This is a genomic window from Janibacter cremeus, from assembly GCF_013409205.1.
GTDB classification, from domain to species: Bacteria; Actinomycetota; Actinomycetes; order Actinomycetales; family Dermatophilaceae; genus Janibacter; species Janibacter cremeus.
The window spans coordinates 770,141-792,860 of the sequence record NZ_JACCAE010000001.1; the positions used below are offsets into that span (position 1 = coordinate 770,141).

Sequence of the window (22,720 nt, forward strand, 5' to 3'; positions counted from 1 at the left end):
CTTGATGGCCACGGTCCACGACGCCACGCTCTCCCCCGGCAAGGTCGAGCTCGTCGCGGGGTGGATCGGCGCGCAACGCTGGTACACCGGCACCGGTCGGCCCCGGTTGCGCGCTCTCGACTCGTGGCGACTCGACGATCCCGCGGGCGAGGTCGGCATCGAGACGCTCGTCCTGCTCGACGAGGTCGACTCGGTCGTCTACCAGGTACCGCTGACCTACCGGGGTGCGCCGCTGGAAGGGGGCGGCGCCGCCCTCGTCGGCGAGATGGACCACTCGGTGCTGGGCCGGCGGTGGGTCTACGACGCCCCGCACGACCCGGTCTACGTCGAGCAACTCCTCGCGCTGGCCCGGGGGCGTGCCGCCGCGCAGCACGGGTCCGTGTCGGACACCCCCGAGCCGGATGTGCGCGGGGTGCCGCACCCGACCTGGCCCAATGACCCCGTCGTGCGCTCCAGCCGGGTCCACGGCGGTGAGCAGTCCAACACCTCGGTCGTCGTCGATGCCACGCCCAGCCCGGTGGTGGTCAAGATCTTCCGCACCCTCGCCGCGGGAGACAACCCCGACATCACCCTCCAGGAGGCGCTGGCACAGGCCCAGTCCCCCTTCGTCCCGGCCAGCATCGGCCACGTGGAAGGCGCCTGGACGCGCCCCGACGGCGAGCAGCGGGATCACGGCCAGATCGCCTTCGTGCAGGAGTACCTCGCGGACTCGACCGACGCCTGGCAGGTCGGTCTGGAGCAGGCGGCGGGCGGCACCCCCCTTCGAGGCGCCCACGCGGTGCGTGGGACCCACTCCGTCGCACCTCAGGACATCGCCTTCGCCGATCGTGCGCGCGAGCTCGGCCGGGTGACCGCGCAGGTCCACTCGACCCTCGCCAGGGTGCTGCCCACCCGGACCGCGGACGCCGCGGCGGTGAGCGAGCACGTGGGCCGGATGCGTCGTCGTGCCGGCATCGCACTCGGTGAGGTCCCCGCACTGGCCGCCCACGAGGGGCAGATCAATCGTCTGCTCAGGGCTGCCGAGAAGGCGGATTGGCCTGTGCTGCAACGCATCCATGGCGACCTGCACCTCGGTCAGGTCCTCGACTCGCCCCGGCGCGGCTGGGTGCTCATCGACTTCGAGGGCGAGCCGCTGCGCCCCCTGGCCGAGCGCAATGCCCTGGACTCCCCCCTTCGCGATGTCGCCGGACTGCTGCGCTCGCTCGACTACGTCGCCGGGACGCTGACGCGCCCCGGTGCCCGGACCGCCCCGGGCGTCGACGTGCGTCAGTGGTGCACCCGGGCCCAAGAGGCCTTCCTCGACGGCTACGGGGAGATCGACACCGACCCGCGCGAGCGCGAGACCCTGCTCACCGCCTTCGTCCTCGACAAGGCCCTCTACGAGGTCATCTACGAGGCACGCAACCGCCCCTCGTGGCTGCCCCTGCCGCTCGAGGCGATCGACCGGCTGCTGAAGGAGGCACACCCGTGACACCGATCCCCGACTCCGCCCTGCCCGGCGCCCTCTGGGCCGTCGCGCACGGCCGAAGCACCCAACCGCACGACGTGCTCGGCCAACACCTCCAGGAGGGCGGACTGCAGGTGCGGGTGCGCCGGCCGCTGGCGAGGCGCGTGCGGGTGCGCTTCGAGGACGACGTCGTCCTCGACCTGGCCCACGAGCAGGACGGGATCTTCTCCGGGGTGCGCACCGGCGCGACCCGGGCGATGGACTACCGCGTCCTGGTGACCTGGGCGGACGGGGTCGAGCACGTCCAGGATGATCCGTACCGCTTCGTGCCGACGCTCGGCGAGATGGACCTGCACCTGATCAACGAGGGCCGCCACGAGCAGCTGTGGAGCGTGCTCGGTGCCCACGTGCGCGAGTACGAGGGGCCGCTCGGCGCGGTGACCGGCGTCTCCTTCGCCGTGTGGGCACCGCGGGCCAAGGCCGTGCACGTCATCGGTGACTTCAACGGCTGGGACGAGTTGGCGCACCCGATGCGCACGCTCGGGCAGTCCGGGGTCTGGGAGCTCTTCGTGCCCGACGTCGGCGCCGGGACGGTCTACAAGTTCGCCGTGCGCGGGGCCGACGACGTGCTGCGGCACAAGGCCGACCCGATGGCCCGCCTCGCGGAGACCGCGCCCGCCACCGGCTCGGTGGTGACCTGCTCGACCTACGAGTGGGGCGACCACGCCTGGCTCACCGCACGGGCCGACCGCGACCCGCAGGCGGGACGAATGAGTGTCTACGAGGTGCACCTGGGATCGTGGCGCCCCGGGCTGACCTACCGCGAGCTGGCCATCGAGCTGGTCGACTACGTGCGCGAGCAGGGCTTCACCCACGTCGAGCTGATGCCGGTGATGGACCACCCCTACCCGCCGTCGTGGGGCTACCACGTGACCAGCTACTTCGCGCCGAACTCCCGCTTCGGCTCCCCCGACGACTTCCGCCACCTCGTCGATGCCCTGCACGGCGCCGACATCGGGGTGGTCCTCGACTGGGTGCCCGGCCACTTCGCGACCGACGAGTGGGCGTTGGTGCGCTTCGATGGCCTGCCGCTGTACGAGCACCCGGACCCGCGGCGTGGGTGGCAGCCGGACTGGGGCAGCTACGTCTTCGACTTCGGGCGACCGGAGGTGCGCAACTTCCTCGTCGCCAACGCGCTGTACTGGCTCGAGGAGTTCCACGTCGACGGGCTGCGCGTGGACGGTGTGGCCTCGATGCTCTACCTCGACTACTCGCGCGACGACGGCGAGTGGGTCCCCAACATCCACGGCGGCCGGGAGAACCTCGAGGCGATCGCCCTCCTGCAGGAGATCAACGCCACCGCCTACCGTCGCTCCCCCGGGATCATCACCGTGGCCGAGGAGTCGACCGCCTGGCCGGGCGTGACCCGCGCCACGGACGAAGGGGGGCTCGGCTTCGGCCTGAAGTGGAACATGGGGTGGATGAACGACGCCCTGCGCTATCTGGGCGAGGACCCGATCAACCGCGCACACCACCACACGCTGCTGACCTTCGCGATGATGTACGCCTACGCGGAGCACTACCTGCTGCCCATCAGCCATGACGAGGTCGTCCACGGCAAGGGCTCGATGCCGTACAAGATCCCCGGTGGCGAGGCCGACCGCCTCGCGACGCTGCGCGCCTTCTACGCCTACCAGTGGGCCTTCCCGGGCAAGCACCTGGTCTTCATGGGCACCGAGTTCGCGCAGACGTCGGAGTGGGCCGATGGCCGCTCCCTCGACTGGCACCTGCTGGAGTACCCGGCGCACCGTCGGGTGCAGGAGCTGGTCCGCGCGCTGAACTCCTTCGCCGCCCGGCACCCCGCCATGTGGGCCCTGGACGACCGGCCGGAGGGCTTCCGCTGGCTGGACGCGGACGACGCCGCAGGCAACACCGTCTCGTTCGTGCGCTCGGCCGCCGGCACAACTGGCACGGGCGATGTCGGCAATGTCGTCGTCGTCGTCAACTTCGGTGGTGCCGACCGTGACCTGCGTATCGGCCTCCCCCGCGCAGGGACCTGGCGCATCGACCTCGACACCAGCGGCTTCGACGCGGCCAGCTCCCCGAGCCGGGCCGGCACCGAGCTCGTGGCACAGGAACGCCCCTGGCAGGACCAGCCGTTCTCAGTCGAGATCTCGATTGCGCGCCTCAGCGCGATCTACCTCGTGCCGGCCTGACACTCGCCCCGAGATTATGGCTCTCGGGACCCGTGCCCCCTCAGAACAACGCGCTCATCAGGGTCGTGCGCCCCTTGCGCACCCGCTCGTCCTGGTTGCCGACGACGGCGAAGAGGTCGAGCAGGTGGTTCTTCACCCGGTCGCGCTCCTCGCCCGCAGTGACGCGCACGAGGTCGATGAGTCGGATGAAGGCGTCCTCGACGTGCCCACCGAGGACGTCCATGTCGGCGACGACGAGGGCTGCGTCGATGTCCTTCGGGTCCTGCGCGGCGGCTGCCCGGGCCGCCTGGAGGTCCACGCCACGAGTGCGCTTCATCAGGGCGACCTGGGCGAGGCCGAGCTCGGCGTCGGTGTCCTTGGGGTTCTCCGCGAGGGCCTTCTCGTAGGCAGCCGTCGCAGCATCGAGGTCGTCGCGCTCGATGGCCTCGAAGGCCTGAAGGTGCAGCGGCGGCAGTTCCTCCTCACCCCCCTCGGGCGCGGCATCACCGACGTCGATCCGTCCGGTCACCCCTTGCTGGACGGCGAGCTGGAGCAGCTGGTCGACGACCTGGCGGAACTGCTCCTTGTCGACGAGACCGCTGAAGAGCTGGACCGGCTGCCCGGAGACCAGACCGAGTGCGAGCGGGACCTCCTGCGCCTGGAGCGCCTGGGCGACCCCGGGGCTGCTGACGAGGTCGATCGCCACGACCTGCAGCCGCCCCTCGAGGGAACCCGCGATGTCCACGGCGTCGTCGACGAGGGTCCGGCTCTGGGGGTGCTGCGAGGACCAGATGATCGCCAGGGCAGGCACGACGGCGGTGCGGGAGACCACCTGGTTGAAGGAGGCGTCGTCGGCCTCGATGAGCAGACCGTCGGGGCTGCCACCAGGGGCGGGGGCACCACCGCCGGCCTGGGCGGGCGGTGCGGCAGGCGCACCCGCAGCGGGTGCGGCGTTGGGCTGGGCTGGGCCGCCGAGGCCGGAGAGGTCGACGGCTCCACGGAGGGTGTGGGTCGGGTCGGTCATGCCCCCATCATTCCCCACGGGTGCGTCCTGGGATCAAGCCGGGGAGGTCTACTCGCCCTTCGCCGACTCCAGCACGTCGCTGACGCCGACGACGGTGGCATCCCCCGTCGCCGGAGTGACCATCGCGAGGGTCTCGGCGTGCTCGATGGACAGCTTCTTCTTGACCTTGTTCGCGTCGAGGACGCGACGGATCGCTTTGTCCTGGATCTTGAGCACCTTGAGCTTCTTGCTCGCGGTGATCGTGTCCGTGCGCGTCATCGGGACGAAACTCAGGTGCCCACCGGCGGCGAGCTCGAAGCTGACGGAGTCCGCGTCGACGGTCGACTGCTTCTGACGGTACTTGCCCAGATCGCCGAGGTCCTTGTCCTTGGCCTTGGCGTTCTTCTTCAGCGCCGTGGAGAACGCGTCGTCGAAGGAGACACCCTCCGGCGCCTTCTTCGGCGGCTTGTACGACACACCCGTGGCCCAGCCCTCTACCGCTGCGGTCACGTCCTTGTCCGGCTTCTTGCCGATGGTCACCGCAGAGCCCTCGGTGACGGGCGCCAGGGCGGGGACACTGGCACCGGCCGCCATCGGCACGTCGGCGAAGAGGCGGTACGGCTGGTCGGCGGCCTTCGCGACGAAGACGTGGAGGAACTGGGTGCCCTCGTCCAGCGAGGTCGCGAGCACGGCGCGGGGCCAGTCGGTGCCGCGGCTGACACCCAGCACCTGGAGGTCCTCGGGCGTGCCTCCGGTATGGTTCTGCTCGTCCTTGCTCTTGGCCGCGGCGTCGAGCGCACGCAGAGCGGGCCCGGAGTAGACCGCCGTACGCTCCTCCTGCGATGCCTTGCCGCCTTCCTTGCGGATCGCGGCTGCGTCCTCGAGCACGCGGGCGGCGACATCACTCGCGCTCTGCTGGGAGATCGATCCGCCGTCGGAGCTCTCGGCCGGGGCGGCGTGCATGCCGACGATGGCAGGACCGGCGCCGCATCCGGCGAGCGCGAGCGGCAGGGCCACGACGGTGGCGACGAAGGGGGTGCGCCGGCTCATGCTCCGACCTCCTCGTGGGTGGGGGCGGCCGGTCGGCCACGACGGGCGCGCAGCATGCGGGGACCGAGGGCCAGCGCGAGGCCCAGGAGCAGCAGGACGACCCCGACGACGAGCACGACGATCGCGATCGTGCTCCATCGTTCGTCGCTGACCCGGTACTCGACCTGCTGGACCTGCTCACCATCGGCTGCGGTGATCACGAGCGTCTGGGGGGCGTCATCCTGCTCGATCGTCGTGCTCACCGTCCCGTCCTCGCTCGTGGAGGACTGCCAGATGTCGAGGCCGCGCACGTCCATCGCGTCCCCCTCGCCGACGTCGGTGGAGGTCAGGGCCCACTCGGAGACGTCGACGCCGGTCACCTCGACCCGGGGACCGTCACCCAGGAGCGCCTCGACGTCGGAGGGGCGGGCGGTCCCGGCCCACACGCTGCCCTTGCCGGTCGCGGTGACCTCGATCGGGGAGTCGAGGCGGTTGAGGACGTCGGGGGCGAGGACGACGACGCGTTGGTCCGGCGCGGCGGTGAAGGTCGCGGTGCCGGAGGTCCCCAGGGAACTGAGGAACCAACCACCGACGATGACACCGACGAGCCCGAGCAGGGCCACGATCGTCCCGGCGATGCGCAGGATGAGCGCACTCATGTCGCTGCTTTCGTCTGGAGGGTCAGGAGGGCCCGCCACACGCGGCGGACGATCCACGATGACAAAGTTTCCGCAAGGTCACAAATTGGTCACGGCGTTCCCGGGTCGTCGAGGAGGCCTTGGACCCGGTCGACCTTGGCGGTGAGCTGGCCGATGCGACCGGAGCGGATGTCGGCCTTCATCACCAGCGAGACACGGTCCCCGTACGGCTCCATGGCATCGACGCACCGTTTGATCACGGCCATGACCTCGTCCCACTCCCCCTCGATCGTCGTGAACATCGACCCGAGGTCGTGGGGCAGGCCACTGTCGCGGACGACCTGCAGTGCGGCCGCGACCGCGGGAGCGTAGGAGCCGTCCTCACCGGGGCCGGCGGGGGCGATGGAGAAGGCGAGCAGCACGGGGTCCTCCTGGTGTCGTGGTGTCAGTCGCTGGCGTCGATCTTCAGGTCGCCGTCGACGCGAGTGAGCAAGTATGTGTGGTCCTCGGTCACGGGGTCACCCTCCAGGGGCTGGAGGGCGAGGGCGACGACGATGGTGCCCTCGCCGGGATCGACGGAGATGTCGCTGGGGGTGGCCGACCCGATCCCGCCCCAGAACTCGTCGTGGCCGGCGGGGCCTGCGTCTGCTCGGGCGCTGCTGCGCCCGAGGTGTCCCCGGCCCCACCGCCCCGGGTGCCGAGGACGATCGCTCCGGCGATGACCGCCCCCGCGATGATGCCGAGCAGCAGCCACAGCAGAAGGGTGCCGACCCCCTTCGTCCTGCCGGGGGTGGGTGCTGTGCCGTCCGCGGCGGGAGGGGAAACGGTGCGCGGGCCCGACTGCGGCGCAGCGGCTGTCATCCGCGGGGTCGCGGGCACGTCCGCACCACCGGCGGCGATGCTCTCCAGGCGCCGCAGGACCTGGCGCATGGTGCCTCGACGCGCGGGATCACGGGCGAGCATGTCAGCGAGGACGGGCTCGAGCGGGCCGGCGCGCTCAGGACGGCGCGGTGCCTGGGAGGCGATGTTCTGCAGGGTGGCGAGCGCGGTGTCCTGGTTCTCGTGGGCGTCCTGCCCCTCCACCGCGAAGTAGATGGTCGCACCGAGCGCCCACACGTCCGCGGCCTCTCGATGGGCCCCGCCGACCGCGACCTCGGGAGCCATGTAGTTGGGGGTGCCGGTGACCAGACCGCTGCCGGTCGTCTGCTCCTCCGTGCCGGCCCGGGCGATGCCGAAGTCACCGAGCTTGGGCAGGCCACCGCCGATGAGGACATTGGCGGGCTTGATGTCGCGGTGCACGATCCCCGCTTGGTGCGCGGCGTCGAGGGCTCCGGCCAGCTGCGCGCCCAGGTCCGCCGCTCCCTTCGCCGTCATCGGACCGCGCTGCCGGATCGCCGTGGCCAGCGTCGGTCCCGCGACGAACTCCATGACCAACCACGGGCTGCCCTCGTGCTCGACGACGTCGTAGACGGCGACGACGTTGGGGTGGTTGAGCGCTGCGGCAGCACGGGCCTCGCGCATCGCGCGGTGGGTCTCGCCCTCGCTCTCGCCGGGGAAGGCACCGATCTGCTTGGCGGCGACCGCGCGGCCGAGCACGGTGTCCCGCGCGAGCCACACGACTCCCATGCCGCCGCGTCCGATCGGTCGCACGGTCTCGTAGCGACCGCCGATCACGGCGGGGGGATTGTGGGCAGTCATGTCCGCTCCAGCGTAGATGGCCCATGAGGTGAACGGTCACGTGGACCGGTGGCGCCGCCCAACCCTCGCGGCGCCCTTCCACGATGGGCCCGGGACGCATAGCCTGCTGGCATGACCAGGGGGAGCGAGACCGACGAAGACTTCGAGGACCGACCGGAGAGGCCGCCGACGCGGATCCGGGAGTCCTCGCCCATCGATGCCCAGCGGCGGCCGGCCGGTCTGACCCGCGCCCTGGCCGTCTGGAAGGCCGGCTACCTCAGTGGTGTCCTTGCCCTGGTGACCGCGGCCCTGTGGCGTGACGAGCGCCACGAGGAGCTCACCGCGGTCCTGGGCCCCGACGTGGACAAGGCCGACGGGGAACAGGCGATCCGACTGCTGATCATCGCCACCTTCGCGGTGCTCGTCGTGTTGCTCGCGCTCACGATCCTCGTGACGACACGACTGCCCCACGGTGGCTTACCCACCCGCATCTCGCTGACCGTGCTGGCGCTCCTTCAGGTGATCGCCACGCCCATCGTGGTGCCGGTCCTCACCGCCTGGCAGTGGGAGGGCTGGGTCACCACGGTCCTGTTCGTCCTGCAAGCCGTGCTCGGCGCCGTCGGCGCCGTCCTCATGTGGCTACCGGGGGCCCGCTGGGAGGACTGAGGACGGGCAGGCCGTCCAGGAGTTCCTCGCACGCGCGGGCCAGGACCCTGGCCGCGCGCCGTGTGGACTGGGTGGCCCAGGAGTCGGCCGCGAGCGCCCGCCACTCAGCCAAGGACTCGCTGGCCGCCCGCGCGACGTCGTCCGCGCTCGCCGTCTCCCGCAGGCCCAGACGACGCCAGGGCTGGACGCCCTGGTCGCCGAGCAGCCGGAGCGCCGCCGCGGTGCGGCGCTCGTCCAGACCCGGGACCGTGGCCTGACGCACGTCCGCGAGCAGACGCATCTCCTGGGGCGCGTACTCCCCCGCCCTGATCGCCTCGCACTGCGCGAGCAGTGCCTCCGCATCCGGCACGGGGCGCACGCGCAGCAGACGCTCCAGCGCCGAGACGGCGCCCAGACTGGTCAGGGCTGCGGCACGCGGCGTGAACTGGGTGGCGATGACACGCTCGACCATCCCCAACCCACTGCGCCGGGCGAGTTCGTCGGCCAGCTCGCCGGGCCGGCTGATCCCCTGACGGACGAGCACCGTGCCCAGTCGGACGCCGAAGAGCCCGAGTCGGGCGACGAGCGCGGTGCGGGACTGCGGTGTGCCACCGACCGCATCCGCGTCCTGGAACCGCCCCACCGAGACGAGCACCGCCTCCCGGTCGACACGCTCCATCCGCGCGAGCGCGGCGAGGATGTCGAAGTCGTCCTGCCGCAGGGTGCGTCCGCCCTGCGCGAGGAGGCCCGCCACGGGCAGGACGTCCGAGCACAGGGCCTGCATCTGCGGATCCTCCGCGTGCCTGGTCGCGATGTCCTTGGCGGAGATGAGGCTGTCGAGTCGCCCGCCCCCGACCTCGTCCGCGCGCGAGAGCACGCCGATGGTGGTCGCGACGGCGTGTGCGGCGTCGGTGACGGCACCCCCACGCAACTCCTGCAGCATGGTGAGGTCGTCCGCGTGGCGGCTCTTGAAGAGATAGATGACGGCGTCCACCGGACGCCCCGTCGCCTCCGCGGCGAGCAGGTCCGTGGTGTGCCGGGAGGCCTCGGCGGTCAACGAGCCGATCCCCGGGGTGTCGACGAGCGTGACCTGCTGCAGCATCGGTGATGGCCACTCGACCTCGATGCGGGCGACCTGCTGGGGCGTCAGACCCAGGAGCGTGTGCTGCAGACGACCGTGACGTCGGGTGAGCGGCAGCTCGAGGGAGTCGCCGTCGGCCCGGATCAGCCGGGAGCGCGGTGCGGGGCCGTGGCGGTACCACGTCGTGACCATGGTGCACTCGCCTGCGTCGGTGGGTGCGACCTCCTCACCGATCAGGGCGTTGATCAGGGTGGACTTGCCGGCCTTGACCTTCCCCGCGAGGGCGATCCGCAGGGGTTCGTCGAGCCGGGTCAGGTGAGCCCGCAGGATCTGCTGCTCCGCCTCGCACCCCTCATAGGCCGCGATCGCCTCGACCAGGACCCGCCGTGCCCGGTCCTGCGAGCCCTTGGCACCCCAGGTCATGATGCGACCGCTCTCTGCGCCTGCGGGCGAGCGGTGCCGAGCGCCTCCTCGAGCTCGACGACCCTGCCCCGATGCTTCTTCAGGAACCGGATGCGTTCGGCCCGCTCGGCGTCCGAGGCCTTGGCCGCCGTGTTGGCCTGACGAAGGGCGTCGGCGGACGAGCGCTGCAGATCCCCGGCCACCTCGGTGAAGTGATCACGCAGGGTGCGGTGCACCAGCCGCAACCGGTCCTTCAGCTGCTTGGTCACCTGGAAGGTCACGTCGTCGATGTAACGACGCACGGCCACCTTCGCTTCGTTCTGCCGACGCTTGAGCCGGTTGGCCCGGTCGTCGGAATAGGCCTTGGTACCGAGCAGGAGGCCCGCGCTGATCGAGATCGGGTTGACCAACGCGAAACCCGCGAGGCCGGTGAGCAGACCGAACATCAGCACCCCTCCGTAGGAGCCCCTCATGCCGATGAGGACCTTCTGCCCGACGTTGAGCACCCCCGGGTCGATGTCGACGAGGGGCCTGGCCCGGTCAGTGAGTCCGGAGGTGCTCCCGACGGCCATGCGCGGCACGGACTGCGCTGCGTCGTCGGCGAAGTGCTGCGCCACCTGCGTGGTGATCCAGCGCGTGTTGTCCTCTGTCCACCGGAAGGTCTCGGTCAGTGCGTCACCCACCTGCTCCTCCAGCCACTGGGAGAACGCCTCCCACTCCTTGCCCGGATCGCCGGTGTCGATGCTGTCCTCGGCGTCATGCACGACTCCACGCAGACGGTCCCTCAGGTCATGCTCCAGGTCGGACATGAGGTCTGCCATCCCGTCCCCGAGGGTCACCTGCCAGCGCGAGCCACGGTTGCGGAGGGCATCCGCCTGTGCCTTGGCGCGCTCCAGGTCGGCAATGCGCGCGGGTAGCTCCTCCGGGTTCTGCAGAGCGTCCAACTCGGACTCCACCGCGAGTCGCAGGTGCCGGCTGACCAGCCGCACGTCCTGGGTCAGTGTCTGGCGGGCGAGGTCCCGCGACTGGGCGAGGATGCCCTGGCGCAGCACCCGCACCAGCTCGGGGAAACCGGACTCCTCGTTCAGGGCCACGTCCTTCGAGCGCATGGCCGCGTCCCGCAGGACGGAGGAGACGGGCACGACGGTGGCGTCGATTCCGGCGTCCCGCAGGTGGCCGCGGTTGATGTCCGCCAGTCGCCGCCACTCGGGTGCGATGTCGGTCTTCGACATCACACAGGTGACGTGCGGGCAGGCGTCGACGACGTCGTGCAGGAACTTCAGCTCCGCTGCGGACAGCTCGGCGGAGGCATCGGAGACGAAGAGCACCGCGTCGGCCGACGGAAGCGCGGCGACGGTGGCCGCAGCGTGGCTGGTCCGCAGCCCGCCGACGCCCGGGGTGTCGATGATGGTCAGGCCTCCGGAGAGGATCTCGCGCGGCAGACCTGCCTCGGCGTGGAGGAGTCGTTGACGTCGCTCGGTGCCGGTGGCAAGGCGGATCTCCTGGTCGAACCGCTCCAACGGGACCTCGCGACGAGTCGTCCGCAGCGGGGCCTCGCCCTCGTCGTCGAGCTGCTCATCGCCCTCGACGAGAGTGGCTGTCGGCGACTGCGCCCAGGACACCACCGTCGGAACAGCCGTCGCGACATCATCACCCACCTGGCACACCGGAGCATTGACCAAGGCGTTGACCAAGGCGCTCTTGCCCTGCTTGAACTCGCCGACGACGAGGACCCGCGTGGTCGGGTCGTCATATCGCTCGCGTGCGGCGGCCAGCCTGCGTTGCAGGTCCTCCCGATCAACAGCAGCGACCAGTTCGCTCGCCCGCTCGATCATCGATCCAGGTTCCATCCGCACTCCCCCAGCGCATCGATCCCCATGCCTCGTTGCCCGTGTCGGCACCGACTGCCTCCACTGTCCCACACCTGCGGGACCCCCGAAATGGCCCGGACCGACCCGACCAGGTGGTCGGATCGGTCCGGGCCGTGCGCTCGTCGTGGACGAGCTGTCGGTCAGCCGACGTCGATCAGGTCGTCGTCCGAGGAGTTGTCCGAGTTGTCGGAGTTGTCGTTGAACGAGTCCTCGGCGTTCATCGAGTTGTCTTCGTTGTCGCTGAAGTTGTCGCTGAAGTTGTCGCTGAAGTTGTCGTTCATCGAGTCGTTCATCGAGTTGTCCGAAGCGTCCAGATCCAGGTCGACCGAGTTGTCGGAGTTGTCGGAGTTGTCCGAGTTGTCCGAGTTGTCGGAGTTGTCCGAGTTGTCGGAGTTGTCGTTGAAGGAGTCCTCCGCAGACATCGAGTTGTCCGAGTTGTCCGAGTTGTCGGAGTTGTCGGAGTTGTCCTCGTTGTCGCTGAAGTTGTCGCTGAAGTTGTCGCTGAAGTTGTCGTTCATCGAGTCGTTCACCGAGTTGTCGGAGTTGTCGGAGTTGTCCGAGTTGTCCGAGTTGTCCGAGTTGTCCGAGTTGTCCGAGTTGTCGGAGTTGTCCGAGTTGTCGGAGTTGTCCGAGTTGTCGGAGTTGTCCGAGTTGTCCGAGTTGTCCGAGTTGTCCGAGTTGTCCGAGTTGTCCGACGCATCGATCTTGAACGAGTCGTTGATGTTGGTCGAGTTGTCGGAGTTGTCCGAGTTGTCGGAGTTGTCCGAGTTGTCGGAGTTGTCCGAGTTGTCGTTGTACGACCCGTTGATGGAGTTGTCCGAGTTGTCCGAGTTGTCGGAGCTGTCGTTGTACGACCCGTTGATGGAGTTGTCCGAGTTGTCGTTGTTCGAGTCGTTCACCGAGTTGTCGATCATGCCGTCGTCGCCAGCCGCGACCGAGCCGTCACCGGACGCGATGATCGCATCGTTGTCGAACATCTGGGAGACGTCTCCCTCGGCCCAGATGTTCTGGTTCACGGACTGGTCGAGCGTGGTGTCGCGGTCGTCCACGGTGCTGGTGTAGCTGTAGTTGTTCACCACGTGGTGCAGCTGCTGCACGGCGTGACCGTGGTCGTCCATGTGGCCACCCCAGCTGCCGCCGTCGCCGCCGTCGCCGCCGTCGCCGCCGTTACCGCCGCCGTGGTTACCGCCCCAGCCGCCACCGCCGTCGCCACCATTACCGCCGTTGCCACCGTTGCCGCCGTTGCCGCCGTGGTGACCGCCCCAACCACCGCCGGCGTCGTTGTCCGAGTTGGCCTGGGTCCAGGAGTCACCGCCCGGGGCGCTGACGTGAGCACCGGTGTCGAAGTTCCGGTCGAAGCTGGAGGCGTTCGTCGTGGTGGTCGTGTTCACCGGCGCGTAGTCGACGACGACGGGCATGACCGCGTCGACGTCGTCGCACGAGACGTCACCGAGGCCGGCCTCATCGAGCGCAGCCTGCGGGTCGTCGTTGAAGTCTGCTGCGGCCTGCGGGTCGCGGAGCAGGTTGAGAATGAAGTCAAGCAGATCGCTGGTCGAGACGGCCATGACGGGTCCTTCCCCCTAAGTCGGTTCTTGCTCGACGCCCTGTTGGCGCCACTGATCAACCTAGGGAGGCGGTGAGCTCTGGGAGATCCGGTCAGGGCCCCCTCCCCGGTCCGCGGACGAAGGGGGATTCCCGCGCCGGGGCATTAGGGGGTTGGGTACTTTCCACACGGAGTCATTAGGGGGTCAAGGAAAAGTCAGAGTTACCTACCGGTAACCATGAAATCGACCCTATGCTGGCCATACGTGCTGGTTGTGGAGGGGATCCGATCCGGCACGCATCGGTTGAACTAGGGGGAAATGTCTTGTCGGGGGATCAGGTTGTCGTGACCATCGGCACGGCGGAGGTGTGCGCCATCCACATGACGCGCTCATCCGCCGGAGCCGCGCAACCAGCCAGCGAGCTGGTCCGCAAACCTCTGGCAGTCGTCGACGAACTCGGCACTCCGACCCCGGCCGGCGCGTCGGGTGCACAGAGCCCGGCGGTCGACGGACTCCTCGCCCGGGTGGGCGACCCCGTCCCGGTCCGGGTGGGATCCCGGTCCTGGCCGGCCGAGACCCTCGTGGCCGTCGTCATCGCCGATGCGGCCGCAGCCGTTGCCGACGAGCCTGCCGAGCACCTCGTCCTCGTCGTCCCGGACGAATGGCGTGCCCACCGCCGAGCAGCGCTCCGCGACGCGGTCGTCGGGCTCACCGAGCAGTCGGTGACCATGGTCGATGCGGGCCTGGGCATCGTGGACCAGCGGGCTGGAGAGCACGTGGACGGTCCCGTCCTCGTGCTCGCAGCCGGGGACGAGTCCTTCCGTGCGCACACCTTCATCCACGGGGACGATGGCTGGCGGGTGACGCGCACGAGCTGCTCCGACTGGGGCGGCAACGACATCGACGACGCGCTGCTTGACTTCGTGGGCGACCGCTCACCGTCGGTTCCGGCGAAGGGGGCACACGACGCCTTCGCCGTCCGTGCCGCATGCACGAATGCACGCGCGGATCTCGCTCAACGGACCGCGACGGAGGTGGATCTGCCCGGGCGGGACCCGGTCCGGCTCGTCCGCGCAGACCTCGAGCTCCTGGCAGGCGGTGCTGTCACCGACATCGTCGACCAGCTGGTGGCCGACGTCATCGACCCGAACGGCGTCCGTCCTGCCAAGGTGCTCGTCACCGGCTCCCTGGCATCGCTACCGATGGTCGTCGAGGCCGTCTCCGGCGCCCTGGGCATGTCCGTCACGCACGTCACCGACGGGCAGGCCCTCCAGCGGTACGCCGATGCCGGTGCCGCCGCGATGGAGTCGAGCACGGTCGCCGAGCCCGCGGACACGGACGGGCACGACGTCCAGGACACCCAGCTGCTACCGATCGCACCGCTCCCACCCGCTCGGCACCAGGGGCACCGTCGACGCACTGCGGTCCTGGTCGCGGCCGCACTCGCCGTGGCCGCCCCCGTCGCAGCGGTGGCCATGACGATGACCGATGCCGGGGAGGCCACCCTGCTCTCCCTCGTCGACGGCGTCGTGCCGCAGGACTCGTCCTCCCCCGACCGTGCCAACAGTGACGTGTTGGGCAGTCTGGCCGACGCCGCCATGCTCCCCGCACTGCCGTGGGGCGACTCGAACGACGCCGATGATGACGAAGGCAACTCTGCCGCGACCGGCGACACGGGTGAGAGCGCCGAGCCCGGCGGCGGCACCGCCGATGACGGCACGAAGAGCCCCTCTCCGACCTCCACCCACGGTGACCCGGCGGAGAAGAAGAAGGACAAGGACTCCAAGGACCGCGAGGAGTCGAAGAAGGGCAAGAAGAAGAGCGACGAGACCGGCAAGAAGGACAAGGGCAAGGCGAGCGAGAGCAAGACGGCACGCGGCAACGGGTCCGACAAGGCATCCCCGAGCAAGTCCTCCTCGAGCAAGTCCTCCTCGAGCAAGGCCAAGACTCCCAACACGCCCTCGAAGTCCTCGGGCCACACCCCCTCTTCCCCGAACACGCCGAGCTCGACGTCCGGCACGCCTGCCAACCCCACGACGTCGCCATCCACGAGCACACCGGCGCCCACGAAGACCCCGGATCCTGAACCGAGCACGACCCCCGATCCCGACCCGACCCCGGATCCGGAACCGAGCACCAGCACCCCGACGAGCAGCGAGCCGAGCGTCACGAGTTCCCCGTCCACGACCGCGACGGCCCCGGCCACGTCCGAGCAGACGACCTCGCCGGCGCCCGGCCAGTCATGACCCGCACCAACGCCGACGCCTGGCTGCCGACCTCGCTCATCGACGACATCGAGACCGTCCTCAACGACTCCGCTCCGCACACCGTCGTGCTGGGTCGGGCCGGAGACGGGCAGTCGGTGGTGGCGCATCTACTGGCAGAGCGCATGGTCGATGACACCGGGCCACAGGACGTCCTCGTGCTGGAGGGCGACGATCTCGGCGGCGAGGATGCGCACGACCGGGTGCGCCAACTGGCGGGCCGTGGTGCCCGCCTGGTCGTGGTGCCGTTGATCAAGACGCCTGCGGTGCCGAAGGAACTCCTCGCCTCCTGCTCGACCCTGCGGCTGCGGCCGTGGTCCGAGCAGGAGGTGGCCGAGTACCTCGAGCACTGTCACGACGTCGTACCCGAGGACGAGCTGGTCCGGTCCCTGGCCGAGGCGACCGGCGGGCACCCGGCATACATCCGACACTTCGCGTCCCTGCGGCACTCACCCGTCGAGCCCTCGCCCGTGCTCGATCCCGCGCTGTGGGAGCACGCGCTCGACCGCCAGATGACGACCCTGGACCCAACGGCACTCACCCTGGTGGACGAGCTCGCGATCGGCTTCAGGGTGCACACGGCCCCGCTGGCGCCCTCCCTCGCCGAGTCCGACCGACGCGACCGGCTCGTCGAGGAGCTCGACCACCACGCCCTCCTCGGCGGGGACGGCGAGTTGCTCCCGCTGGTACGGATCACGGTGCGCAGCGGCATGCCGGTCCACCGCATCATGCGCATCGGGCACGCCGTGGTCGAGGGGATCAGCGACCCCACACCGCATGCCGGTGTCATCGAGGAACTGGTCGCGGGCGGGGCACGCTGCGAGCGTCTGGTCGACATCACCCGCGATCTCGGCGACAGCGAGCTGCAGTCCTCACCCGAGATGGCCCTCGCGTGGTACGACCGCTCGCAGGCATCCGGGGCCTCCCCCTCGCACCTTGCGTCACGTCGCGCCGAGGCCCTCCTTCGCATCGGGGACGTGGACGCTGCAGCCCACACCTGCGACCGCATGCTCGCCTCCGGCCACGACGTCGACCTCGACCGTGCCGTCTCCACGGCCATCGTGGCGCACGTCGAGCGTGGGCTGGCATCTCAGGCTCGAGCGTTGGCACTGTGGGCGAGCAGTGCCCTGGGCACGGTCCCCGCCGTCGACCTCCTCGCCGCGCGTCAGGCCGCAGGGGATCCTGCGCAGAATGACGTGCCCGAGGACACGGGTGCGGCCACCGCCACGGCTGCGGGTGCGGGTGCGCCGACGCTGGGAAAAATGGCCGCCAGGACCGCGTACCAAGGGCTGCAGGACTCCCTGACCGGGGCCACCGCGGACGCCGTCGGCCAGCTGGTCAAGGCCGCTCACCTCCTACCGCCGGCCCCCTCCGCGCTGAGTCCCTACCCGATCTCCCTCGTTGCCGGGTGGGCGGCCCTGCACCTGGGCGACTCCGCGACCGCCCGTGCCGTTGCCGAGCGCGCTCGACCGTCGTTGCGGCCCCACATCGTCCAGCGCGAGCTGCTCCTGGGATGGGCGGCGCTGTGGCAGGGGAACCCACCGGGCGCGCGGGACCACGCCGACCGGGCCGCCTCCGGCCTGCACGACAGCCAGTTGCGCAACCGCCTCGTCCTGGCCGGGCTCAGGTCGGGGATCGCCCGTCGCACCACCGACGAGGCGGCAGCCGTGCACGCGTGGACCGACGCGACCCAGTGCCTCGGTCGAGTCGAGCCCGACCTCTTCATGCTCCTCGCGCTCGGTGAGCTGAACATCGCTGCCGTCCGGATGCACCAGGCGGAGGTCCTGACGGCCGACCTCGACCGGGCACACGAGCTGCTGGAGAACCTCGGTTCACCGCCGCTGTGGAGCACGCCACTGAACTGGTCCAGCGTGCAGGCCGCCATCCTGGCCAATCAGCCCGCTGCCATCGCGCCCCACGCCACCGCGCTGCTCCACGCGGCGGAGCACCACCCCTTCGCCGCGCGTCTGGCCAGTGCCGGGAAGGCGTGGATGCACGTGCTGGCTCGCAACGTCGATCCGGCCGAGGTCCACTCAGCCGTCATCGGACTGACCCGTGTCGGCCAAGCCTGGGACGGCGCCCGACTGGCGGCCCACGCCGCCGCCCGCTGCGAGGACCCACGGGAGGCTGCCGCCCTTCGCGAGCTGGCTCGGTCCCTGCGCGACCCGGACCAGGACCGCGGTGAGTCGGCCGTCGGTCAGTCGGTCCCCGGCTCGGTCCTGCTCTCCGAGCGGGAGGTGGAGGTCGTCCGGCTCGTGCTCGACGGCAAGACCTACCGCGAGGTGGGCGAGATGCTCTATCTCTCCCCGCGGACGGTCGAGCACCACATGGCCCGCATCCGGCAGCGCAGCGGCGCGCAGACGCGCAGCGAACTCCTGGAGCGACTCCAGCTGACCCTGCGGCAGGCTTCCTGACGAGTCAGCCGACGACGGACTCGAGCAGGGCGTCAGCGGCGGCGAAGGGGTCGCTCGCGCCGTCGACGACATCAGCGGCGAGCTGCTCGAGTGTCCCGCCCGCCCCCAGGTCACCCATCCGCGAGCGCAGCTCGGCGACGGCGAGCGCGGAGATCTCGTCGCGGGCACGCGCGGTGCGCCGCCGGCGCAGCTCACCGCTGGCGGCCAACCAGTCGAGGTGGTCGCCGACGGACGCGGCGATGTCGTCGATGCCGGTGCCGTCCATGGCGCAGGCGCGCACGACCGGGCGGCGCCAGCCGCGGGGAGCGGTCCCCTCTCCCATCCGGATCATGTGCCGCAGGTCGCGAACGGTCGCGTCGGCCCCCTCGCGGTCGGCCTTGTTGACGACGAAGACGTCGCCGATCTCCAGGATGCCGGCCTTGGCGGCCTGGATCCCGTCGCCCATCCCGGGCGCGAGCAGGACGAGCGTGGTGTCGGCGGAGCCGGCGACCGCGACCTCGGACTGGCCGACGCCGACCGTCTCGACGAGGACCACGTCGAAGCCGGCGGCATCGAGGACCCGGATCGCCTGCGGTGTGGCCACCGAGAGTCCGCCGAGGTGCCCCCGCGAGGCGAGCGAGCGGATGTAGACGCCCGGGTCGGTGGCCGCCTCACTCATCCGGATGCGGTCACCGAGCAGCGCTCCGCCGGAGAAGGGGGACGAGGGGTCCACCGCGAGCACGGCGACGCTCTTGCCGGCCTTCCGGAATGCCCCGACCAGGGCGTTGGTCGTCGTTGACTTGCCGACGCCCGGAGAGCCGGTCAGGCCGATGACGTGCGCCCCACCGGTGTGCGGCGCCAGGGCGGCCATCGTCTCCCGCAGCGCGGGGTGCTGGTCGTCGACCAGCGAGATCAACCGCCCGATGGCACGCGGCATCCCCGCCCTGGACTGCTCGACCAGGACGGGGACGTCGACGCTGCGGATCACACTCAGGCGCTCGGTACGCGCACGATCAGGGCGTCGCCCTGACCGCCACCACCACAGAGGGAGGCCGCGCCCGTGCCGCCACCGCGACGCTTGAGCTCGTGGGCGAGCGCGAGCGTGATGCGCGCGCCGGACATACCCAGCGGGTGCCCCATGGCGATGGCGCCACCGTTGGGGTTGACCTTCTCCGGGTCGAGGCCCAGCTGCTTGGTCGAGGAGAGGCCGACAGCGGCGAAGGCCTCGTTGATCTCGACGACGTCGAGGTCATTCACGGAGATGCCGTCCTTCTTCAGCGCGGCCTCGATCGCGTTGGCCGGCTGGGCCTGCAGCGTGGAGTCCGGGCCGGCGACGACGCCGTGTGCGCCGATCTCGGCGAGGTAGTCCAGGCCGAGCTCCTGCGCCTTGGCCTTGCTCATCACGACGACCGCGGCAGCACCGTCGGAGATCTGCGAGGCGGAGCCGGCGGTGATGGTGCCCTCCTTGGCGAAGGCCGGCCGCAGCTTGCCCAGCGACTCGGCGGTGGTCTCAGGGCGCACACCCTCGTCGGTGTCGAAGACGACCGGGTCGCCCTTGCGCTGCGGGACCTCCACGGCGACGACCTCGTCGGCGAACTTGCCCTCCGACCAGGCCTTGGCGGCCTTGGCGTGGCTCGCAGCGGCGAAGGCGTCCTGCTCCTGGCGGGAGAACTCGGAGTTGTCGGCGTTCTTGGCCTCGGTCAGCGAGCCCATCGCCTGGTCGGTGATGATGTCGTGCAGGCCGTCGTAGGCCATCGAGTCCTTCAGCTTGGTGTCGCCGTACTTGATGCCCTCGCGGCTCTTGGGCAGCAGGTGCGGGGCGTTGGTCATCGACTCCTGGCCACCGGCGACGATGACGTCGAACTCGCCGGCGCGGACGAGCTGGGCGGCCAGGGCGATCGCGTCCATGCCGGAGAGGCAGACCTTGTTGACGGTCAGCGCCGGCACGTTCTTCGGGATACCGCCCTTGATCGCGGCCTGGCGTGCGGGGATCTGGCCCTCACCGGCGGTGAGCACCTGGCCCATGATCACGTAGTCGACCTGCTCGCCCGAGATACCGGCCTTCTCCAGGGCCCCCTTGATGGCGAAGCCACCGAGGTCGGACCCGGAGAAACCCTTGAGGGAGCCGCTCATGCGGCCCATCGGGGTGCGGGCCCCGGCAACGATGACGGACACGGGACGCTCGGACATGTGGATGCCTCCAACATTCGTGGGGTGCGCGGCACCGGAGCGACACCGCGTGTGTTGTCTCGATTCTATCGACGCGGACGAAGGGAGGGCAGGCCCCCGGACGGTGGGGCAGGCCACAACCGCGAGGCAACGAGTACACCACCGGCGTGGCGGGGGTGGCGGGTGGTGGCCCGACTCAGGGAGTGCCCTTCGAGGCTCCTTCGTCGCACCTCAGGATCCGGGACCGCGTCATCCCCGCTGCCCGGGCACCGGCGGTGGTGGGCCTCACAGGGCGATGGGCTCCCCTTGCGGGAGTCGCGTCAATAGGCTGCGACGCATGACTGATCTTTTCACCGCCATCGATCACGTCGGTGTCGCCGTGCCCGACCTCGACGACGCGATCGCCTTCTACCGGGACTCCCTGGGCATGGAGCTCGCGCACGAGGAGACCAACGAGGAGCAGGGCGTGCGGGAGGCGATGATGCGCGTCGGCGACTCCGGGTCGTGCATCCAGCTGCTCGCGCCGCTGTCCCCCGAGTCGACGATCGCGAAGTTCCTCGACCGCAACGGCCAGGGCATGCAGCAGCTCGCCTACCGCGTCGAGGACATCGACGCGGTCTGCGCGACCCTGCGCGAGCGCGGCCTGCGTCTGCTCTACGACACCCCCAAGCGCGGGACGAGCAATTCCCGGGTGAACTTCATCCATCCCAAGGACGCCCGCGGCGTCCTCGTCGAGCTCGTGGAGCCCGATCAGACCGGGGCCCGGGCCCACTGAGCCCTCATCCCCCTTCGCCCCGGGGTGTGGGCCCGCCCCACGAGCCCGGCGTGTGAAGTCAGTCATGGCACCGTCCCAACGGCGCCGCGACCCCCTTAAGTTGCACGCAGTGACTGTCGCCCCGACGGCAGCTGACCGACCGACCCCACGAGGCCGAGGAGCCCACCCACATGGCAATCGACCAGATCCGCGACGCGATCCTCTCCGGTGACCGGAGCGAGGAGACCTACGCGAACCTCCCCCTCCCGCAGACCTACCGCGCCGCGACCGTCCACAAGGCCGACGCCGACATGTTCGAGGGACTGGCCAGCCGCGACAAGGACCCGCGCAAGTCGCTGCACATCGACGACGTCGAGATCCCCGAGCTCGCCCCGGACGAGGCGCTCGTGGCGGTCATGGCCAGCGCGATCAACTTCAACACCGTGTGGACCTCGATCTTCGAGCCGGTGTCGACCTTCTCCTTCCTCGAGCGCTACGGCAAGCTGAACAAGTACTCCAAGCGCCACGACCTGCCGTACCACGTCGTCGGCTCCGACCTGTCCGGCGTCGTGCTGCGCACCGGTGGCCACGTCTCCAAGTGGAAGCCCGGTCAGGAGGTCGTCGCGCACTGCCTGTCCGTCGAGCTCGAGGACGCCGACGGCCACGACGACACGATGATGGACCCGCAGCAGCGCATCTGGGGCTTCGAGACCAACTTCGGTGGCCTGGCCGAGCTGGCCATCGTCAAGGCCAACCAGCTGATGCCCAAGGCCGACCACCTCACCTGGGAGGAGTCCGCCTCCCCCGGTCTGGTCAACTCCACCGCCTACCGCCAGCTGATCTCCAAGAACGGCGCCTCGCTCAAGCTCGGTGACCGCGTGCTGATCTGGGGCGCGTCCGGTGGCCTGGGCTCCTACGCCGTCCAGATGGCGCTGGCCGCCGGCGCCGAGCCGATCTGCGTCGTCTCCTCCCCCGAGAAGGCCGAGATGTGCCGCGCCATGGGCGCCGAGCTGATCATCGACCGGCGCGCGGAGGGTTACCAGTTCTGGAACGAGGACGGCACCAAGCAGAACCCCAAGGAGTGGAAGCGCCTGGGCAAGAAGATCCGCGAGCTCACCGGCGGCCACGACGTGGACATCGTCTTCGAGCACCCGGGTCGTGAGACCTTCGGTGCCTCGGTCTACGTCGCGCGCAAGGGCGGCAAGATCGTCACCTGCGCCTCGACCTCGGGCTACATGCACGAGTACGACAACCGGTACCTGTGGATGAACCTCAAGAGCATCATCTCCAGCCACTTCGCCAACTACCGCGAGTCCTGGGAGGCCAACGCGCTCATCAGCCGCGGCCTGATCCACCCGACGCTGAGCCGCACCTACTCCCTCGACGAGGTCGGCCAGGCCACGCTCGACGTGCACCACAACAAGCACCAGGGCAAGGTCGGCGTGCTCACCCTCGCCCCCGAGGCCGGTCTCGGTGTCACCAACACCGAGAAGCGCGCCCGGTTCGTCAAGCAGATCAACCGCTTCCAGGACGCCTGACGCCCACGATTATCGGGTCACCCGCGAAACCCCGGGTGTGCATGAGTTTCATACTCCTGCACACCCGGGG

Annotated in this window: 17 protein-coding genes; 7 read left to right on the forward strand and 10 right to left on the reverse strand. The window is 70.1% G+C overall.

What is annotated here, in order from left to right; translation table 11 throughout:
- The first annotated feature begins 4 nt into the window (after nt 1-4).
- Both BJY20_RS03500 and glgB read left to right on the forward strand, forming a co-directional pair.
- Nucleotides 5-1,471, forward strand: coding sequence for a maltokinase N-terminal cap-like domain-containing protein (locus tag BJY20_RS03500; protein ID WP_185990261.1), 1,467 nt, complete (start codon nt 5-7; stop codon nt 1,469-1,471).
- On the forward strand, nt 1,468-3,663 hold the full coding sequence (glgB, locus tag BJY20_RS03505) for a 1,4-alpha-glucan branching protein GlgB (RefSeq protein WP_185990262.1): 2,196 nt from the start codon (nt 1,468-1,470) through the stop codon (nt 3,661-3,663). The genes BJY20_RS03500 and glgB overlap by 4 nt, the downstream gene beginning before the upstream one ends.
- Before the next feature lie 40 nt (nt 3,664-3,703).
- Here glgB and BJY20_RS03510 read toward each other — a convergent pair whose 3' ends face one another.
- The 5 genes from BJY20_RS03510 to BJY20_RS03530 form a co-directional block, all read right to left on the reverse strand.
- Nucleotides 3,704-4,666 carry a co-chaperone YbbN gene (locus tag BJY20_RS03510; protein ID WP_185990263.1) on the reverse strand — a complete coding sequence of 321 codons (963 nt, stop codon included), beginning with the start codon at nt 4,664-4,666 and terminating at the stop codon, nt 3,704-3,706.
- 48 nt (nt 4,667-4,714) lie between these two features.
- Nucleotides 4,715-5,695: a hypothetical protein gene (locus BJY20_RS03515; protein WP_185990264.1), complete on the reverse strand. Its 981-nt coding sequence runs from the start codon at nt 5,693-5,695 to the stop codon at nt 4,715-4,717.
- A complete protein-coding gene (locus BJY20_RS03520; protein WP_185990265.1) occupies nt 5,692-6,333 on the reverse strand; it encodes a hypothetical protein in 642 nt (213 codons plus the stop codon). The genes BJY20_RS03515 and BJY20_RS03520 overlap by 4 nt, the downstream gene beginning before the upstream one ends.
- 89 nt (nt 6,334-6,422) lie before the next feature.
- Nucleotides 6,423-6,734 (reverse strand): thiamine-binding protein, encoded by a 312-nt coding sequence (locus tag BJY20_RS03525; protein WP_185990266.1) that lies wholly within the window; start codon nt 6,732-6,734, stop codon nt 6,423-6,425.
- Between the two features lie 88 nt (nt 6,735-6,822).
- The gene (locus tag BJY20_RS03530; protein ID WP_185990267.1) at nt 6,823-8,010 is read right to left on the reverse strand and encodes a serine/threonine-protein kinase; all 1,188 of its coding nucleotides are present in this window, start codon (nt 8,008-8,010) and stop codon (nt 6,823-6,825) included.
- Between the two features lie 111 nt (nt 8,011-8,121).
- Between BJY20_RS03530 and BJY20_RS03535 the strand changes: the two genes are divergently transcribed.
- Nucleotides 8,122-8,655 carry a hypothetical protein gene (locus BJY20_RS03535; RefSeq protein WP_185990268.1) on the forward strand — a complete coding sequence of 178 codons (534 nt, stop codon included), beginning with the start codon at nt 8,122-8,124 and terminating at the stop codon, nt 8,653-8,655.
- On the opposite strand, the gene BJY20_RS03540 is transcribed toward BJY20_RS03535, so the two are convergent.
- The 3 genes from BJY20_RS03540 to BJY20_RS03550 form a co-directional block, all read right to left on the reverse strand.
- Entirely contained in the window at nt 8,621-10,138 is a 1,518-nt protein-coding gene (locus BJY20_RS03540; RefSeq protein ID WP_185990269.1) for a dynamin family protein, read from the reverse strand. The genes BJY20_RS03535 and BJY20_RS03540 overlap by 35 nt on opposite strands.
- On the reverse strand, nt 10,135-11,967 hold the full coding sequence (locus BJY20_RS03545) for a dynamin family protein (protein ID WP_185990270.1): 1,833 nt from the start codon (nt 11,965-11,967) through the stop codon (nt 10,135-10,137). Before BJY20_RS03545 ends, BJY20_RS03540 begins: the two co-directional genes overlap by 4 nt.
- 161 nt (nt 11,968-12,128) lie before the next feature.
- Nucleotides 12,129-13,553 carry an IniB N-terminal domain-containing protein gene (locus tag BJY20_RS03550; RefSeq protein ID WP_185990271.1) on the reverse strand — a complete coding sequence of 475 codons (1,425 nt, stop codon included), beginning with the start codon at nt 13,551-13,553 and terminating at the stop codon, nt 12,129-12,131.
- Between the two features lie 323 nt (nt 13,554-13,876).
- On the opposite strand from BJY20_RS03550, the gene BJY20_RS03555 reads away from it, so the two are divergent.
- Together BJY20_RS03555 and BJY20_RS03560 are read left to right on the forward strand one after the other, a co-directional pair.
- A complete protein-coding gene (locus BJY20_RS03555) occupies nt 13,877-15,778 on the forward strand; it encodes an Hsp70 family protein (RefSeq protein WP_185990272.1) in 1,902 nt (633 codons plus the stop codon).
- Nucleotides 15,775-18,210, forward strand: a complete 2,436-nt coding sequence (locus tag BJY20_RS03560) for a helix-turn-helix transcriptional regulator (protein WP_185990273.1) — start codon at nt 15,775-15,777, stop codon at nt 18,208-18,210. Before BJY20_RS03555 ends, BJY20_RS03560 begins: the two co-directional genes overlap by 4 nt.
- Before the next feature lie 4 nt (nt 18,211-18,214).
- Here BJY20_RS03560 and meaB read toward each other — a convergent pair whose 3' ends face one another.
- Both meaB and BJY20_RS03570 read right to left on the reverse strand, forming a co-directional pair.
- The gene (gene meaB / locus BJY20_RS03565; RefSeq protein ID WP_343062762.1) at nt 18,215-19,177 is read right to left on the reverse strand and encodes a methylmalonyl Co-A mutase-associated GTPase MeaB; all 963 of its coding nucleotides are present in this window, start codon (nt 19,175-19,177) and stop codon (nt 18,215-18,217) included.
- 2 nt (nt 19,178-19,179) lie between these two features.
- Nucleotides 19,180-20,379, reverse strand: a complete 1,200-nt coding sequence (locus tag BJY20_RS03570; RefSeq protein ID WP_185990274.1) for an acetyl-CoA C-acetyltransferase — start codon at nt 20,377-20,379, stop codon at nt 19,180-19,182.
- Nucleotides 20,380-20,695: 316 nt separating this feature from the next.
- On the opposite strand from BJY20_RS03570, the gene mce reads away from it, so the two are divergent.
- Both mce and ccrA read left to right on the forward strand, forming a co-directional pair.
- A complete protein-coding gene (gene mce, locus BJY20_RS03575) occupies nt 20,696-21,133 on the forward strand; it encodes a methylmalonyl-CoA epimerase (RefSeq protein ID WP_185990275.1) in 438 nt (145 codons plus the stop codon).
- A gap of 176 nt (nt 21,134-21,309) precedes the next feature.
- Nucleotides 21,310-22,650 carry a crotonyl-CoA carboxylase/reductase gene (gene ccrA, locus BJY20_RS03580; RefSeq protein WP_185992437.1) on the forward strand — a complete coding sequence of 447 codons (1,341 nt, stop codon included), beginning with the start codon at nt 21,310-21,312 and terminating at the stop codon, nt 22,648-22,650.
- The last annotated feature ends 70 nt before the right edge of the window (nt 22,651-22,720 follow it).